The organism is Micromonospora sp. NPDC093243, from assembly GCF_044753725.1.
Taxonomy (GTDB): Bacteria; Actinomycetota; Actinomycetes; order Mycobacteriales; family Micromonosporaceae; genus Micromonospora.
Window position 1 is genome coordinate 512,907 of sequence record NZ_JBIVNT010000002.1, and the last position, 14,242, is coordinate 527,148.

At 71.7% G+C, this 14,242-nt stretch carries 18 protein-coding genes; 9 read left to right on the top strand and 9 right to left on the bottom strand.

The genetic code is table 11. The features are described 5' to 3' along the window. Positions 1-114 precede the first annotated feature (114 nt). Positions 115-609, top strand: coding sequence for an NUDIX domain-containing protein (locus tag ACIP9D_RS07145; RefSeq protein ID WP_210779583.1), 495 nt, complete (start codon positions 115-117; stop codon positions 607-609). 476 nt (positions 610-1,085) lie between these two features. Here ACIP9D_RS07145 and ACIP9D_RS07150 read toward each other — a convergent pair whose 3' ends face one another. Continuing rightward, positions 1,086-1,439 (bottom strand): hypothetical protein, encoded by a 354-nt coding sequence (locus ACIP9D_RS07150; RefSeq protein ID WP_350867970.1) that lies wholly within the window; start codon positions 1,437-1,439, stop codon positions 1,086-1,088. A 173-nt stretch (positions 1,440-1,612) separates the two neighbouring features. On the opposite strand from ACIP9D_RS07150, the gene ACIP9D_RS07155 reads away from it, so the two are divergent. Together ACIP9D_RS07155 and ACIP9D_RS07160 are read left to right on the top strand one after the other, a co-directional pair. Beyond that, positions 1,613-1,993, top strand: coding sequence for a VOC family protein (locus ACIP9D_RS07155; RefSeq protein WP_350867968.1), 381 nt, complete (start codon positions 1,613-1,615; stop codon positions 1,991-1,993). A 50-nt stretch (positions 1,994-2,043) separates the two neighbouring features. Further along, positions 2,044-2,427: a hypothetical protein gene (locus ACIP9D_RS07160; RefSeq protein WP_350867966.1), complete on the top strand. Its 384-nt coding sequence runs from the start codon at positions 2,044-2,046 to the stop codon at positions 2,425-2,427. On the opposite strand, the gene ACIP9D_RS07165 is transcribed toward ACIP9D_RS07160, so the two are convergent. Further along, a complete protein-coding gene (locus tag ACIP9D_RS07165) occupies positions 2,428-2,616 on the bottom strand; it encodes a hypothetical protein (protein ID WP_350867964.1) in 189 nt (62 codons plus the stop codon). Between the two features lie 411 nt (positions 2,617-3,027). Between ACIP9D_RS07165 and ACIP9D_RS07170 the strand changes: the two genes are divergently transcribed. Beyond that, positions 3,028-3,483, top strand: coding sequence for a hypothetical protein (locus ACIP9D_RS07170; protein ID WP_350867962.1), 456 nt, complete (start codon positions 3,028-3,030; stop codon positions 3,481-3,483). Here ACIP9D_RS07170 and ACIP9D_RS07175 read toward each other — a convergent pair. Then, positions 3,476-3,937, bottom strand: a complete 462-nt coding sequence (locus ACIP9D_RS07175; protein ID WP_350867960.1) for a hypothetical protein — start codon at positions 3,935-3,937, stop codon at positions 3,476-3,478. The genes ACIP9D_RS07170 and ACIP9D_RS07175 overlap by 8 nt on opposite strands. 111 nt (positions 3,938-4,048) lie before the next feature. Here ACIP9D_RS07175 and ACIP9D_RS07180 point away from each other — a divergent pair, with 111 nt between their 5' ends. Next, entirely contained in the window at positions 4,049-4,426 is a 378-nt protein-coding gene (locus ACIP9D_RS07180) for a nuclear transport factor 2 family protein (RefSeq protein ID WP_350867959.1), read from the top strand. 38 nt (positions 4,427-4,464) lie between these two features. Here the strand turns inward: ACIP9D_RS07180 and ACIP9D_RS07185 are convergent, their stop codons facing one another. From ACIP9D_RS07185 to ACIP9D_RS07200, 4 genes are all read right to left on the bottom strand, one after another. Continuing rightward, a complete protein-coding gene (locus ACIP9D_RS07185) occupies positions 4,465-5,421 on the bottom strand; it encodes an alpha/beta fold hydrolase (RefSeq protein WP_350867957.1) in 957 nt (318 codons plus the stop codon). A 32-nt stretch (positions 5,422-5,453) separates the two neighbouring features. Then, positions 5,454-6,935: an MFS transporter gene (locus ACIP9D_RS07190; RefSeq protein WP_350867955.1), complete on the bottom strand. Its 1,482-nt coding sequence runs from the start codon at positions 6,933-6,935 to the stop codon at positions 5,454-5,456. Continuing rightward, positions 6,932-7,558: a helix-turn-helix domain-containing protein gene (locus tag ACIP9D_RS07195; protein WP_350867953.1), complete on the bottom strand. Its 627-nt coding sequence runs from the start codon at positions 7,556-7,558 to the stop codon at positions 6,932-6,934. Before ACIP9D_RS07195 ends, ACIP9D_RS07190 begins: the two co-directional genes overlap by 4 nt. Before the next feature lie 73 nt (positions 7,559-7,631). Then, positions 7,632-8,249: a pyridoxamine 5'-phosphate oxidase family protein gene (locus ACIP9D_RS07200; RefSeq protein WP_350867951.1), complete on the bottom strand. Its 618-nt coding sequence runs from the start codon at positions 8,247-8,249 to the stop codon at positions 7,632-7,634. A gap of 157 nt (positions 8,250-8,406) precedes the next feature. On the opposite strand from ACIP9D_RS07200, the gene ACIP9D_RS07205 reads away from it, so the two are divergent. The 3 genes from ACIP9D_RS07205 (at position 8,407) to ACIP9D_RS07215 (ending at position 10,662) form a co-directional block, all read left to right on the top strand. Continuing rightward, the gene (locus ACIP9D_RS07205; RefSeq protein ID WP_350867949.1) at positions 8,407-8,913 is read left to right on the top strand and encodes a DUF2231 domain-containing protein; all 507 of its coding nucleotides are present in this window, start codon (positions 8,407-8,409) and stop codon (positions 8,911-8,913) included. Positions 8,914-8,989: 76 nt separating this feature from the next. Then, entirely contained in the window at positions 8,990-9,535 is a 546-nt protein-coding gene (locus tag ACIP9D_RS07210; protein WP_350867947.1) for an Hsp20/alpha crystallin family protein, read from the top strand. Positions 9,536-9,540: 5 nt separating this feature from the next. Continuing rightward, positions 9,541-10,662: a glycosyltransferase family 9 protein gene (locus ACIP9D_RS07215; RefSeq protein WP_350867945.1), complete on the top strand. Its 1,122-nt coding sequence runs from the start codon at positions 9,541-9,543 to the stop codon at positions 10,660-10,662. A 7-nt stretch (positions 10,663-10,669) separates the two neighbouring features. On the opposite strand, the gene ACIP9D_RS07220 is transcribed toward ACIP9D_RS07215, so the two are convergent. Then, positions 10,670-11,548, bottom strand: coding sequence for a glycosyltransferase family A protein (locus ACIP9D_RS07220; protein ID WP_350867943.1), 879 nt, complete (start codon positions 11,546-11,548; stop codon positions 10,670-10,672). Beyond that, complete coding sequence (gene rfaE2 / locus ACIP9D_RS07225; RefSeq protein WP_350867941.1) at positions 11,545-13,428, bottom strand: D-glycero-beta-D-manno-heptose 1-phosphate adenylyltransferase; 1,884 nt, start codon at positions 13,426-13,428, stop codon at positions 11,545-11,547. The genes ACIP9D_RS07220 and rfaE2 overlap by 4 nt, the downstream gene beginning before the upstream one ends. 167 nt (positions 13,429-13,595) lie before the next feature. On the opposite strand from rfaE2, the gene ACIP9D_RS07230 reads away from it, so the two are divergent. After that, entirely contained in the window at positions 13,596-14,138 is a 543-nt protein-coding gene (locus tag ACIP9D_RS07230; RefSeq protein ID WP_350867939.1) for a type 1 glutamine amidotransferase domain-containing protein, read from the top strand. The last annotated feature ends 104 nt before the right edge of the window (positions 14,139-14,242 follow it).

Consider the following 14,242-nt stretch of genomic DNA (forward strand, 5'->3'; position numbering starts at 1 on the left):
GGCGCTCCACCTTGACCCCGTCCGGGGAGGCTGGACGGTCTTCGACTGCCCGACGAGGAGATCCGCCGCTCCGTGGTTAGCGCGGCAACGCCACGCTTCTGGTTTGATCACCGGATGGGTTATGTCGGTTCCTACACCTGGCAACTTCGACAGTTGGTCGGGTCTCGACTGCTGCTCATGCCCGGAGCACAGGTCGTTCTCCTCGACGCGGCTGAGCACGTCTTGTTCCAGCGACGTCGTGATTCGGGTTTGTGGGAAATACCGGCAGGGGCAGCCGAGCCAGGAGGAAGCTTCGTCGGTACCGCGATCGATGAGGTCCGAGAGGAGACCGGACTCATAGTCGACAGCTCCGATCTCGCTGCCTTCGGTTGCCTATCTGAGCCGGATGCTCACGTCATCACCTATCCCAACGGGGACCGGATGCACTGCTTCGCCATGTGCTTCGAAGCGCGACGATGGTCAGGCGTGATCGAGCCGGAGAGCACGGAGGTGCTCGAAGTGGCTTTCGCTGACCCCGCAACGCCACCCGGCCCGCTGCAAGCACAGACCCGAGTTGTCCTGGAAATGCACGCCGCGTATCGCCTGACTGGCCGGTTCCAAGCCAGGTGACGCCTGGACTCACGGGCCATCGGTGGGCCAGTAGCCATGGCATCCATCGGGCACGAGCGGGCGCGAGAGGCAAACGGGTAGGCCCCTGGGTGCAGGCGTTTCGGGCATCACGACCAGTTGAGCACGCTCTTCCAGACTGGCGCTCTGCGCCATTTCGACAAGCGAGCAGTCCGCATCTAGTCCGCAAGAGGTCGACGGACGACGGGGGAGTGGTGGGAGATGTCGAGAGGCATTTCCGCTGCTAGACCCCCATCTGCCCAAGTCGACGGGGCGGGCAATTTGATCTCGTAATGCGTAGGTCGACGGTTCGATTCCGTCAGGCGGCTCGGTAAAGAAGCCCAGGTCAAACGGCCTGGGCTTCGCCGTTTCTCGAGGTCGATCACGTCGCCGCCGGTGGGTCCCGTCCGGGAGGCTGGTAGGTCTACAACTGCCCGATGAGAAGATCGGCTGTATTCGCCCCTAGCGGTACCGCCAGGTCACCAGTCCTCGCAGGGGAAGTGCGTCGACCGCACACAGTCGTGGTTCAAAAGCAGCATCACTCGGAACCGTCCGCTGTTGGCCAGCTGGTCGAAGAATCTCATGCCGAGCTCGGCCGTCCCGTCGGGGTTCGACACGTCCAGACAGAAGGGATGACTGCGGAAGGGCTCCTCGGGGTCGGGTTCGGTGTTGAGCCAGACTGCGAAGTTCTCTCCCCATCCGAAAAAGTGCCGCCAATCTCCCGTTCTTTCCACAAGTTCCACGCCGAGGGTCCCTGCGACCACCGGCGCGAACTGTTCCAGTGGCGGCAGCTCGCCCGCCTGGGTCACCCCGAGAAGCAACGTCGTGTCCATGAGCACGTCACCGTACATCTCGTAATGCGTAGGTCGACGGTTCGATTCCGTCAGGCGGCTCGGTACCGAAGCCCAGGTCATCGGCCCGGGCTTCGCCGTTTTCGAGGTCGAACGCGCCCCTCGCCTGGCGATATGGGTTGACCTGTTCGCGGGGCCGGCGCGAGGCTGACCGGATGGGGACTGTCATCCGAAACTTCGCGTTCGACTGCGCCGACCCGTACGAACTGGCGCACTTCTGGGCCAAGGTCTTCGACTGCCCGGTCGACCCCCAGCTCAAGCCGGACGACGAGGAGGTGGCCGTCGAGCCGCCTGGCGGCACCAGGCTCTACTTCCAGCGGGTGCCGGAGCCGAAGAGCGTCAAGAACCGTACGCACATCTGCCTACAGCCGGAGGTGCTCCGCGATCAGGAGGTCGAGCGCGTCCGAGCCCTCGGTGCCACCATCGTCGCTGACCACCGTGATCCGGACGGCAGCGGCTGGGTCGTGATGGCCGACCCGGAGGGCAACGAGTTCTGCGTGCTACGCAGCGAGGCCGAGCGCCAGGCAACCGCATAGGCCGTCCGGGCTGGCCGCCGCATATCAAGGGCAGTTGATACCTTCGCGCGATGGCGAACCGCAATCCGCTAGCGGCCCTGTTCCTCGCGGCGCTTCTCACCGCCTGCTCCGGCACCGCCTCGCATGAGGAGCAGCTGGATTACCTGCGCGAGATGGCTCAGCACGGGGCCGAACTGCATGCCGCGAAGAAGAGCGAAGGATCCGCCGGCGATCGGGAAGAGTGCGCTGGCGCCTACGAATCGATCTACGACGGACCGTCCGGCCACGCCGCGCCCCAGGTCGAGGACTACGCCAAGAGGCTTGAGTTGCTGAAGAGCGGCGAGAGGCTGTTCGTCGAGAGCTGCGTGAACGGGATTCCGTCGCCGGTAACTGAGGGAACCCTCGCCGTGCGCCAAGGGTCCCCGCTTGTGCACACGGTGAAGCCACCAGCCTGATCAGACCTTGTCCTTGAGATTACCGTCGGCGCGGCGCCGATCTGCGTCCCGAATCCCGTGGCGGACAGCCAGGCGTATCACGAGGTAGAGGACGACCAGCGCGACGATCCAGGGGGCCACGCCGGAGAGCAGATCCATGACGGGAGAGCCCGGCGACGACATGGCTGCGAGCGGAATTTCCATGATCACGACTGGCAGAGTAGGCAGCGTCAGGTGTGTCAGCTACCCCTTCAGGGGCGAGCCGTGCCGCCATCCGTGCAGCTGAGCCCGCCGGCACGGCCGGATCTCACCGGGCGCGACGGGCCGGCCACGCGTACGGCCGGCCGGGCGCTCTGATCACCTGGCTGCGGGTTCGGACCTCGCACGCCGGATGACACCAGTCTCGCCGTGATCATTTGAGATATCGTGCGCCCTCGACGACCAGAGACGAGGAAGTGACGCATGGCGGGGACAGGGGCGAAAGGTGCCGGGCGACGCACGGCCGGCGCAGGGCTGCTGGCCCTGGTGTGCCTGCTGACGGCGAGCGGCTGTTCGCGACTTGCCGACACCGTCGAGCGGACGGCGGCAGGGCCGTCGACATCGCCCTCGCCGCTCGTGGCGATGCGTCTCGACAAGCCGGAGAAGCTGCTGGGCACCTGGCCCGAGTCGATGAGCCGGCAGCTGCGCGCGCAGCCCGAACAGAACATGGGCACCTTCAAAGAGCTTCTCGACGGCGAGCCGACCAGCGCGGTCGGCACCGCGTACACCACCGCCGACGGTCGCTACACCGCTCTCGTCAGCGGCGTGTCCGGGACGGTGACGGATCCCAAGGCGACTCTGGACACCGTCTTCGCAGCCCTGCCGAGGCTGTCCGGTGTCAAGCCGACCCGGCCCGGGCCGATGGGCGGCGAGGCCCGCTGCGGCAAGGGTGAGACGCAGGGCGTCAACATCGAGGTCTGTGCGTGGGCCGACCAGCACAGCATCGGCATGGTCGCCTTCCTCGGTTTCCCATCCGGCGGCAGCGCCGACGACATGTTCGTGCGGGCGCGTGCCCAGCTGGAGCACCCGGTCAGCTGAGCGCGCCGGCGCGGAGTTGCACCTGGTCGTCCTGCCACTCCTGACGAGACCCGGGTGGCGGCATCTCCACTCCGGCGATGCCGGCGGGGGACGAGAACTCCCGACGAAGCTGGTCGATCATCTGCTCGGCTCGCTGTCGGATCGCGGGGGAGTTGTCGGGGCCGTCGAGGCTCAGCCCCAGCACCGCGGTGCCGTCGTCGGTGATCGTGATCATTGCCCATGGGTGTTGCCGGCTGCGCAGGTAGAGCGTGAACGCGTCGCGGCCGGTCCAGCGGAGATCGGCCAGGGCCGCCGCGTCGGCCTCGGTCGGCGGGCCGGCGACGTAGGTGCGGGTGAAGGCGGACAGCCGATCGTCACCGGGGTCGTCGGTGTCGACGTAGCGGTCGATGAACACCTGCAACACCTCGGGGGTGGGTTGCGCCACCCACACGTAGACGTCCCAGCAGAGTGACACCAGCTCAGAGTAGGTGGGAACCAGGCGGTGCACGAGTGGTCGTCGAGGTGAGGTCACCAGCCTGGCGCCGCGCGTCCGTAACTTGTCGGTGGGACCGGCCACGATGTGCCGATGGAGCCAAGGACGATCGTTCAGGAGTTGTGGGATCGCATGCAGGCCCGCGACTGGGGCCGGCTCGGCGAGTTGCTGGCCGACGACCTGGTGGTGGAGTGGCCGGTCAGCGGCGAACGGATCGTGGGCCCAGCGAACTACGTGGCCGTCAACGCCGAATATCCGGAGGGATGGTCGATCGACGTCCTGCGGATCGTGGCGGAGGGCGAGGTCGTGGTCTCCGAGGTGGAGGTCCCGCACGAGACCATGGGGGTCTTCCGGGTGGCGTCGTTCTGGACGGTGCGCGACGGGAAGGTCGTCGCGGGCCGGGAGTACTGGACGAGTCTCGGGGCGGACCCGTCGCCGCAATGGCGTGCCGCCTACGTGCAGCGGGTGTGACCACGCGCCGTCGACCAGGCGGGGCGGCCGGTGAGCCGTCAGTGCCGTGTGCCGGGCGCGCCACAGTGGCGTCGCAGCCAGGTGACGACGAGTTCGTCGAAGCCGGGCGCCCGTACGCCGGGTGTGTAGTGGCCGTTGCTCACCTGGGCCGGTCCCTCGCCCGCGTAGATCCGGATGTTGTGGTCGGCGTGCGGAAAGACCACGATGTCGTGCTGCGCGGCGGGCAGGGTGTCGGCGATGACCCGCACACTGTCCTGCACCGGGACCAGCAGGTCGTCGGCGCCGAAGATCGCCAGCAGCGGGCAGCGCAGGGCGCCGAGCGCCGGCGCCGGGTCATGGTCCGCGATCCCGGCGAGGAATCCGATCGATCGGGGTGTCGTCCCGGCGAGCAGCCGATACCAGGCGGCGGCGTGCCAGCGTGCCTGCTCGGCGTGCACCCGGGCCGGGTCGTCGCCCGCCCGGACCCGCCGGACCTGGTCGTGCAGCAGCGCCACCGCCTGCCGCACATCGGCCTCGGTGAAGCCCTCGGCGGGGAGTTGGTGGCGCAACCGGTGCTCCTCCTGGGCGAGCACGTTCACGCCTGGACCGGAGACGCTCACCACTGCCGCCACCGTGTCGTCCGCCGACGCCGCGAGTTGGGCCACCCAGCCGCCCTGGCTGCCGCCGATCAGCGCCACCGCGTCCGGCAGCACGTCCTCGCGTACGCGCACTGCCCGCACCGCGGCTGTCGTCTCCTTGGCCCGGTCGGCGATGGTCTGTCCGGTCCAGTCGCCGGTCGAGGCCCCGGAACCGGGCTTGTCGTACGCGAAACTGGCGAAGCCGGCGGCGGCGAGCCGGGTGGGCCACGCGCCCTGGTCCCGTCCACCCGGACCGGAGCCCTCCACGAACACCACCGCCGGATACGGGCCCGGCCACGGTGGTCGGACGTAGTCGCCGACCAGCCTGGTCCCGTTGTTGTCGAAGGACAGCTCCGTGGTCACCGGCGTGAAGAGCACACCGTCAACATAGTCATGCCCGTCGTTGTGGGTCAGTACGCCGCTTCGGGCAGGTCGCGCAGGCGGCGGGCCGGCGAGAAGATCACCCAGAGCACGCCGGCCAGCGCGCCCACCGTCGCGATCCAGAGCGCCTCGCGGATGCCGAGGGCGGCACCGAGGGCACCGCCGATCAGGGCTCCGATCGGTCGGATTCCGTAGTTGATGGTGCGCCGCACACCGGTTGCCCGGGCCAGGAGCGACTCGGGGGTGAGCGCGGTCTGCACCGAGCCGGTCACGATGTCGAGCATCATCACGCCCACCGCGCAGAGGAGCTCGGCGGTGAAGAGCATGCCGAGCACCAGTGGCGTCGGGCCGTCGGCCAGCGGCACGAGCACCAGCGGCGCCGGGAAGAGCACGAAGCCGGCCACCATGGTCGGCCCGATGCCGAACCGGCGGGTCAGCCGGCCGGTGACCGCCGCGCCGAACAGGCCGCCCACCGCGCCCGCACCGAGCACCAGGCCGAGCAGGCCGGGCGAGAGGTGCAGCTCGCGGGTGGCGTAGAGCACGAAGAGCGCGGCGAACATGAAGTTGAACAGGTTGACCGTGGTGGTGCCGAGCACGATCGCCCGCATCATCGGCGTCCGGGCGATGAACCGGAGGCCCTCGGCGATCCCCAGGCCGGCACCGCGGGCCGGCGCCGGCTCCGTCGGCCGGATCCGCCCCAGAAAGTACGCGGACCAGACGTACGACAAGGCGTCGGCGACCAGGGCGATCGGCGCGGAGAGCAGCTGCACCAGGAGACCGCCGATGCTCGGCCCGGCCACCAGGGACATCGCCCGGCTGCCGTTGATCAGCGTGTTCGCCTCGACGTAGTCCCGGCGCTGCACCACGGAGACGAAGAGCGGTCCGCGGGCGACCTCGAAGAGCACCGCGAGAGTGCCCATCGCGAAGGCCACGCCGTAGAGCTGGGGCAGGGTGAGCAGGTCCATCAGGTAGGCCGCGGGGATCGTGGCCAGCAGCAACGCCCGGCCGAGGTCACTGATCACCATGACGCGCCGCTTGTGCGGGAACCGGTCCACCCATGCCCCGGCGAGCAGCGAGAAGAGCAGGTTCGGCGCCAGCAGCGCGGCGGTCAGGTAACCCATCTGTGCCGGCCCCGCGTCGGTGATGAGCACGGCCAGCAGCGGCAGGGCGAGGGTGGAGATCTCGTCGCCGAAGTAGGACACGGTCTGCGCCGACCAGTACCGGCGGAACGTCCGCTCGCGCAGCAGCCTCGGCAGCCGGCCGCGCCGGATCGCACCACCGGGCCGGTCGGACCCGCCCGCCGGGGCGGTGCCGGCCGGGTCGTCCGGTGGGGTGCCGCCGCCGGGGCCACCCGCCAGCGTGGTGCCGGCCGGGTTGCCGGCGGCGGCACCGGGCGGGGTGCGGTCGGCCAGGCTGCCGGGCGGGGCGTCGTCGGCCGGTCCGCGGGGCGGGACGGTGGGCGGAGCGGCGGCGGTGCCGGCGAGCGGCGCGCCGGGCAGGTCACCGCTCATCGGGCTTCACCCGACTCGGTCGTCGCCTCGTCCGACGCGGCGGGGGTGTCGCCGGACGACGGCGGCGAGAGCACCGCGAGCTGGATCATGCTGACCCGGCGCCAGCCGGCCGGCCGCCGGGTCGGGTCGGTGATCCGCTCGTCATACGTGGCGAGCAGGGCGTCGACCCGCTCCTTCAGCTCGGCCAGCTCGTCGGCGGTCAGGTAGAGCGACTGGTCGCTGAAGCCGGTGACCGCGCGCCAGGATGTCGGTTCGTCGGCTCGCCGGGCCAGGAACTCCTCGGCCTGTCGGGTGTAGAGGGCGAGCTGAGCGGCGTTCAGTTCGTCGGTGGCCGCCCGCATCCGCGGGTCGTCCGAGTCGTCGTCCCAGGAGGTGCTGCGCGCGGTGGCCCGCCACGGCCGCTCTCGGGCGTCGGCGCCGGGAGCCCGCTCGGCGAGCCCGTACTTGGCGAGCTGGCGGAGGTGGAACGAGCAGCTCGCGACGCTCTCGCCGAGTTGTTCGGCGGCCCGGGTGGCGGTCATCGGGCCCTGCTGGCGGAGCAGGCCGATGAGGGTCATCCGCAGTGGGTGCGCGTAGCCGCGCAGCGCCTTCGGATCGGTCAGCTTCAGCCGGGGCAGCGTCATATGCTAAAGCTATCTTTAGAAAGATAACTTTAGCAAGTGCGCGAGCGGCGCCAGCCGACCCGCTCGGACCGGATCAGGCGTAGATGTTCTTGGCGTACTCCGGGCCGTAGTGCCGCTCCAGGTCGGCCAGGCTCTCGGCCGGGGCCTCCACCTCCTTGATCAGGCGGGCCCGCGACGGCAGTACGTCCGGCTGCCAGGTCTCCGGCTGCCAGAGCTGGGAACGGAGGAACGCCTTGGCGCAGTGGTAGAAGATCTGCTCGATCTCCACCACGATCGCCAGGATCGGGCGGTGGCCCTTGACGACCATGTCGTCGAACCAGGGCGCGTCGCGGACCAGCCGAGCCCGTCCGTTGATCCTCAGCGTGTCGGTGCGCCCGGGGATCAGGAAGATCAGCCCGACGTGCGGGTTCTCGAGGATGTTGCGGTAGCCGTCCGCCCGCCGGTTGCCCGGTCGCTCCGGCACGGCGATGGTCCGATCGTCCAGCGCCAGGGCGAACCCGCCGGGGTCCCCCTTCGGCGACACGTCGCAGCTGCCGTCCGCACCCGCGGTGGCCACCAGGCAGAACGGCGACGCTGCCAGCCAGTCCAGGTCCCGCTGGTGTAGCCGCGTGCGTTCCTTGGCAACCGCCCGCGCGTGCGGCGTGCCCAACAGCTCGCGCAGCTCCTCTTGCGAAGTGATCTCCACCGTCACGTGATCCTCCCCGGGGCGTTGACCGTGGTGGTGGGACCACCGTGCGGTGGGCCCGCCCGCCAGCCTAGGAGAGCGTGACCAGGGCGAGGTTTGTCCCTCGGAGCCGGGGGTACCGCCTCACCCGACGCGCCGCGGACCCGACCAGTGGAGGCCGGAGATGGAGAGCCGACTCAAGGTGCTTGGCCATCCCGTCCACCCGATGCTGGTGATGTTCCCGGTCGCCCTGCTGGCCACCGCGGTCCTCTTCGACGTGATCGACACCGTCGGCGGCCCCGACGTCCTCGGCGAGGTCGCGTACTGGAACATCGCGGTCGGCCTGGTCGGCGGCCTGCTCGCCGCGGTGGCCGGCACGTTCGATCTGCTGGCCATTCCGACCGGCACCCGCGCCAAGCGGGTGGCGCTCACCCACGCCGCCGCGAACCTGGCGGTGATCCTGCTCTTCGCCGCGGTCTGGGCGGTCCGGCTCAACGCCGACTCGCAGGCCGCCGGCGGCGCGCTGATCGCCATCGAGGTCGTCGCCCTGGCGATCCTCGGCGTCAGCGCCTGGCTCGGCGGTGAGCTGGTCGACCGGCTCGGGGTGGGCGTCGACGCCGAGGCCGGCCTGGACGCACCCAGCTCGCTGCGGCCCACCGCGGCCGCCCAGCGGATCGGAGAGATGCCATGAGCGAGCGTAGTGAGCGAATCATCGGGCACCGGGCGGCCGGTTCTCCTGCCGTGGCCGACCGAACGGAGGCGTCGGCATGAGCGAACAGGGTGGCGGCGGATTCGGCCGGGGCTGGCGGAGTCGGCAGCAGAGCTGGGACCCGATGGGCGAGCTTCAGTCGCTCCGCACGGAGCTGCGTCGCCTGGTCGGCGCCCGGTCCGGCCCGCCCGAGGTGGAGCTGACCGAAACCGCCGAGGGCTGGGAGGTCATCGTCCGGCTGCCCGGGGTGGCGCCGGAGGAGGTGGCGGTCGAGTTGGACGACCGGGAGCTCTGCGTGCGGGCCCGCTCCGAGGCGGAGGTCAACGCCGACCAGGGCATTCCCGGTGGCTTCGAGACCCGAGGCTTCGAATACCGGGTCGACCTGCCGTCGCGGGTGGACCCGAACGCCATCGACGCGGTGATGGACCATGGTCTGCTCCGCGTCCGGCTGCCGCGCGCCGCCCGGCCCAGCACGCGCACCATCACGGTCGGCCGCACCGGGCCCCGCACCACGGGCAGCGGTACGCCGATGCCGGCTGATCCCGCCGCGGACCGGGAGCTGCACCGCCCGGACACCGCCGCCGGCGAGATCGACCGGCCGTAGCGGGAGTGGTCGCGCCGTCCCTGCTCGGCCCGGTCGCCGAGCCCGTGCCCGACGTGGCACGGATCGCCGTGCTGCGCGCCAACGCGCTCGGCGACTTCATCTTCGTGCTGCCGGCGCTCGACGCGCTGCGCGCCGCGTACCCCCAGGCGGAGATCGTGCTGATCGGCGCGCCCTGGCACGCGAAGCTCTGGCGCGACCGGCCCGGCCCGGTCGACCGGGTGCTGGTGGTGCCGGCGGCCGACGGCATTCGCCGGCCCGAGCCGGACGAGCCACCCGCCGCGATGGCGGACTTCCTGGCCGCGGCCCGCGCCGAACGTTTCGACCTGGCGTTGCAGGTGCACGGCGGGGGCGCGAACTCCAACCCGCTGATGGCGTCGTTCGGCGCCCGGGTCACCGCCGGGTTGCGCGCCGAGTCCGCGCCCCCGCTGGACCGCTGGACCCGGTACGTCTACTACCAGCACGAGGTGATCCGCTATCTGGAGGTGGCCGCGCTGGTCGGCGCCCCGGCCACCACCATCGTGCCCACGCTGGCCGTCACCGCCGCCGACCGGGCGGAGGCGGCCGAGGTGCTCGGCCCCGTGCGGCAGCCGCGGGTGGCGCTGCACCCGGGCGCGACCGACACCCGCCGGCGCTGGCCCGCGGAGCGGTTCGCCGAGGTCGCCCGGGAGCTGGTCGGCGACGGGTACGAGGTGCTGGTCACCGGCACACCGACCGAGCAGGAGGTGGTGGACCAGGTGGTCGCGGCGGCCGGGGTGCCCCTCCGGCCGCAGGTCGGCACGCTCAGCCTGGGCGGGCTGGCCGGTTGCTTCGCCGACTGCGCGCTGGTGGTCTCCAATGACACCGGCCCGCTGCACCTGGCCGCGGCGGTCGGCGTCCGGACGGTCGGCGTCTACTGGGTCGGCAACCTGATCAACAGTGGCAACCCGCTACGCGCCCGGCACCGCCCGATCACATCGTGGACGGTGCACTGCCCGGTCTGCGGGGTGGACTGCACCCCCGGCATCTACCCGCACCGGCCGGGCGACGGCGAGTGCCCGCACCGGGACTCGTTCGTCACCGACGTACCGGTGATCGAGGTGCTGGAGGCCGCCCGGGAGCTGCTGCGCCCAGAGCCCGGCGCGCCCTGAGCCGGCCTCACGCCGGCTGTGGGGCGTCCTCGTCGGCGAGCACGACCTCCCACGCCTCCACGTCCCGCTCGGTGACGGTGGTCGGCGACTCCAGGTGGTACGCCCCGCTGGGCAGCACGCCCGCGCCGCCGTGCCGGGCCAGCACCGCGAGCTGGGCGGCCACGTCCTCGCCCTGGTGCCGCTCCTGCACCCGCCGCCAGAACTCGAAGCCGCCCGAGTCGACCAGCTTCGCCCGGTCGTAGAGCACGCAACCGCCGACCCAGGAGACCTTGTACGCCCGCCAGGCGCCAGGGGGCAGGGCCAGCTTTCCGGTGACGTGCAGCAGGTTCGCCGCCGAGTGGATCCGCGCCCGGTTCCACTCGGGGGTGCCCGGTCGGATCCGCTCCGGCACGGGTGGGTCGATCCACTCCTCGTAGTGCCCGTGCGTCTCCGGTCGGACGTCGTCGCGATAGGAGAGACCGTGCACGGCGTTGCCCACGAACCCGCAGCCGAGTTCGGTCAGGGCGGTCACCAGCCGGTGCAGCGTTCCGGGTTCCAGCCAGACGTCGTCGTCGACGAAGAGCACGTAACGGGCGGTCGAGGCGGCCAGCAGGTAGGCCCGGTGCTCGGCCAGCCCGCGTCGGGGCAGCCGGCGGGTGAGCAGCACCGGGTGACCGCGGTGTCGCAACGCGCGGGCCATCGTGGCAGCGGCCGGGTGGGCGTACGCCGGTTCCCCGTCGGACTGGTCGCTGACCACCACGCCGAATCCGGGCACCCCGTCCTGCGCGGCCAGCCCGGCGAGGGTGACCGCCAGCTCGGCGGGGCGGTTCCGGGTCGGGATCAGCACGTCGACCAGCCGGTCGGCGCGGAACTGTTCCGGATCGCCCGGGTCGAGCGGCCGGTTCACGACGGCTTGCTGGTCAACGACGAGTCCGGTTCCCGCTCCTGGCTGTGCGCGCGGATCCGCTCGATGATCTGCGAGGTGGAGCGGTCCGGCACGTAGCCGAGGGTGCGGACCTGGCCGCCCAGCCGGCGGACCAGCGGCGCCTCCGGCACCATCTCCGGCGGGTAGTCGCCGCCCTTGACGTAGACGTCGGGGCGGACGGTCTCGATCAGCGTGGCCGGCGAATCCTCCTCGAAGACCACCACGTGGTCCACGCAGGAGAGCGCCGCGAGCAGAGCCGCCCGGTCCTCGACCGGGTTCACCGGGCGGTCCGGCCCCTTCAACCGGCGGACGCTGCCGTCGGCGTTCACCGCCACCACCAGCAGGTCGCCGAGCGTACGGGCCTGCTCCAGGTAGCGCACGTGCCCACGGTGCAGCACGTCGAAGCAGCCGTTGGTGAAGACCACCCGCCGGCCGGAGCGCCGGTGCTCGTCGACGATCGTGGCGAGTTCCTCCGGACCGACCACCGCCGGGCTCCCGGCGTCCTCGTTCGGGATCTCCAGCGCGCTGAGCAGGTCCTGCCGACGGCAGACACAGGTGCCGGTGTCCGAGACGGTGATCGTCGCGGCCAGCTGGGCGAGCTGGGCGGCCGTCGGCAGCGGCGCGTCCGCGGCCAGCGCCAACGTCATCGCCGCCAGGTACGCGTCCCCGGCCCCGACCGCGTGGCTGGCCGGCACGGGGGTGCTGTGGCTACGTCGCGGCTCGCCGTCGGCCCCGCCGACCACCGCGCCCTCGGTGTCCAGGGTCACCGCCACCACGTCCGCGCCGGTGTGCGCGCGCAGCTCGGCCAGGCGCGACTCGGCCAGCACTGCCCGGTTGACGCCCTCGCCGGCGGTCGCGTTCACCGTGACTCCGGCGCCGGTCACGCTCAGTCCGTCACCGGTCATCGCCACCCGGCCCTCGCCGGGTGTCGGCTCGCCGGTGGGCCCGATCCGGTCGGCCCGAGCCGCGCCAGCGGTCGGATCCGCGCCGACCACGCCGTCGAGGCTGCCGGCCCCGGTGACCGCCGGGTCGTCGGGGCCCGCCGACGGGTCGTGCTCGCGGAGAGCCCGGGCGCCGGGTGCGGCTCCGACGGTCAGCTCCGATGGACCGTCGGCCGGGTCGTGGTCCGGGTGATCGAGGTGCAGCTGACCGCCGGCGGTACGCGGGGCGGAGCCGCCCGCGCGGGCCAGCAGCCGGGTCGCCTCGGCGAAGCTCGGGGTCACCACGGTCGGGGCGAGGCCGCGCCAGTCGGCGAGGTCGTGCGCGTCCAGCGCGACCGTGGCGTAGCGCTCCCGGTGGGCGACCAGCCAGGCGCGCACCGGCGCGGGCAGCGCGCCGAGGCCGTAGTCGCAGACGACCAGGGTGGGCGGCTCCCCGCCGGCGGCGGCGCGCAGCTCCTCGGTGGCGCAGTCCAGGGCGGTGAGCAGTCGGGCGACCCCGTCCGCGTCGAGCGCGTCGTCGGGCTCGCCGGAGTCCTCCCGGAGCAGGATCTGGTTCCCGGCCAGCATCCGTCGCTTCACCGGCGTGGGTCGGCCGGGCTGGTTGACGGTGCGGTCCCAGACTCCGGCCCGGTCCAGGCAGTCGTGGACCTCGTCGCCGGCGACGTCGGCGCCGACGGGGGCGACCAGCGCCGCCAGCCCACCGAGCGCGGCCACGTTCACCGCGGTGTTCGCCGCCCCGCCGGCCGCGGAGATTCGCCGGCGGAGGGTGAGCACCGGGGCGGGCGCCTCCCGGCAGAGCCGTTCGGACTCCGCGAACCGCCACTCGTCGAGCATGGCGTCGCCGATGACCAGGACCGGCCGTCCCCGCCAGCTGTCCACGACCGTGGCGAGCCGGCGCTGTTCCGCTGCTGCTCCTGCCATGCCCTGCCGGATCCCCCGGGCCTGGTGGGTCAAACCTGGCCGCCCGTCGACCCCGGTCGATCCCGCCGTCGATCGGCGGCTGGTGGTCGGCGTCACCGCTTGTCTGGTTTCGCCCGGTGCCGCCCGGGAAGGAATTCGGTCATACCCCGGGAGAGAGGAGCAGCAAGATGGCAGCGACGACCCTGCGCGGCAAGCGGATCGCCTTCCTCGCCGCCGACGGCGTGGAGGAGGTCGAGTACGTCCAGCCGCGCGAGGCGGTGGAGAAGGCCGGCGCCTCGGCGGAGCTGATCTCGTTGAAGCCCGGCTCGATCCGGTCCTTCAACCACCTTGACCCCGCCAAGCCGTACGACGTGGATGTGACGGTGGCCGAGGCGGACGCCGGTGGCTACGACGCCCTGGTGCTGCCCGGCGGGGTGGCGAACCCCGACTTCCTGCGCGGCGATGAGGACGCGGTCCGCTTCGTCCGGGCGTTCTTCGACGCGGGGAAGCCGGTCGGTGTGATCTGCCACGGGCCGTGGACGCTGATCGAGGCCGACGTGGTGCGAGGCCGGCGGATCACCTCCTGGCCCACCCTGCGTACCGACCTCGTCAACGCCGGCGCGACCTGGGTGGACGAGGAGTGCGTCACCGACGGCAACCTGACCAGTAGCCGCAAACCCGACGACCTGCCCGCCTTCTGCCAGAAGATCACTGAAACCTTCGCCGCCTGACCCCGTCGATCATGGAGTTGGCCGCCCGACCCGCCGGCCACGGGCTGCCCGACACCGCCGCCGGCGCGTCGTCCTGACACCGCCGGCGGCGTGCCGCCAACTCC

Coding starts and splice junctions, on each gene's coding strand:
- ACIP9D_RS07145 (WP_210779583.1), top strand. CDS start 115: ATGGGTTATGTCGGTTCCTACACCTGGCAACTTCGACAGTTGGTCGGG.
- ACIP9D_RS07150 (WP_350867970.1), bottom strand. CDS start 1,439: ATGGACACGACGTTGCTTCTCGGGGTGACCCAGGCGGGCGAGCTGCCG.
- ACIP9D_RS07155 (WP_350867968.1), top strand. CDS start 1,613: ATGGGGACTGTCATCCGAAACTTCGCGTTCGACTGCGCCGACCCGTAC.
- ACIP9D_RS07160 (WP_350867966.1), top strand. CDS start 2,044: ATGGCGAACCGCAATCCGCTAGCGGCCCTGTTCCTCGCGGCGCTTCTC.
- ACIP9D_RS07170 (WP_350867962.1), top strand. CDS start 3,028: ATGCGTCTCGACAAGCCGGAGAAGCTGCTGGGCACCTGGCCCGAGTCG.
- ACIP9D_RS07180 (WP_350867959.1), top strand. CDS start 4,049: ATGGAGCCAAGGACGATCGTTCAGGAGTTGTGGGATCGCATGCAGGCC.
- ACIP9D_RS07190 (WP_350867955.1), bottom strand. CDS start 6,935: ATGAGCGGTGACCTGCCCGGCGCGCCGCTCGCCGGCACCGCCGCCGCT.
- ACIP9D_RS07195 (WP_350867953.1), bottom strand. CDS start 7,558: ATGACGCTGCCCCGGCTGAAGCTGACCGATCCGAAGGCGCTGCGCGGC.
- ACIP9D_RS07205 (WP_350867949.1), top strand. CDS start 8,407: ATGGAGAGCCGACTCAAGGTGCTTGGCCATCCCGTCCACCCGATGCTG.
- ACIP9D_RS07210 (WP_350867947.1), top strand. CDS start 8,990: ATGAGCGAACAGGGTGGCGGCGGATTCGGCCGGGGCTGGCGGAGTCGG.
- rfaE2 (WP_350867941.1), bottom strand. CDS start 13,428: ATGGCAGGAGCAGCAGCGGAACAGCGCCGGCTCGCCACGGTCGTGGAC.
- ACIP9D_RS07230 (WP_350867939.1), top strand. CDS start 13,596: ATGGCAGCGACGACCCTGCGCGGCAAGCGGATCGCCTTCCTCGCCGCC.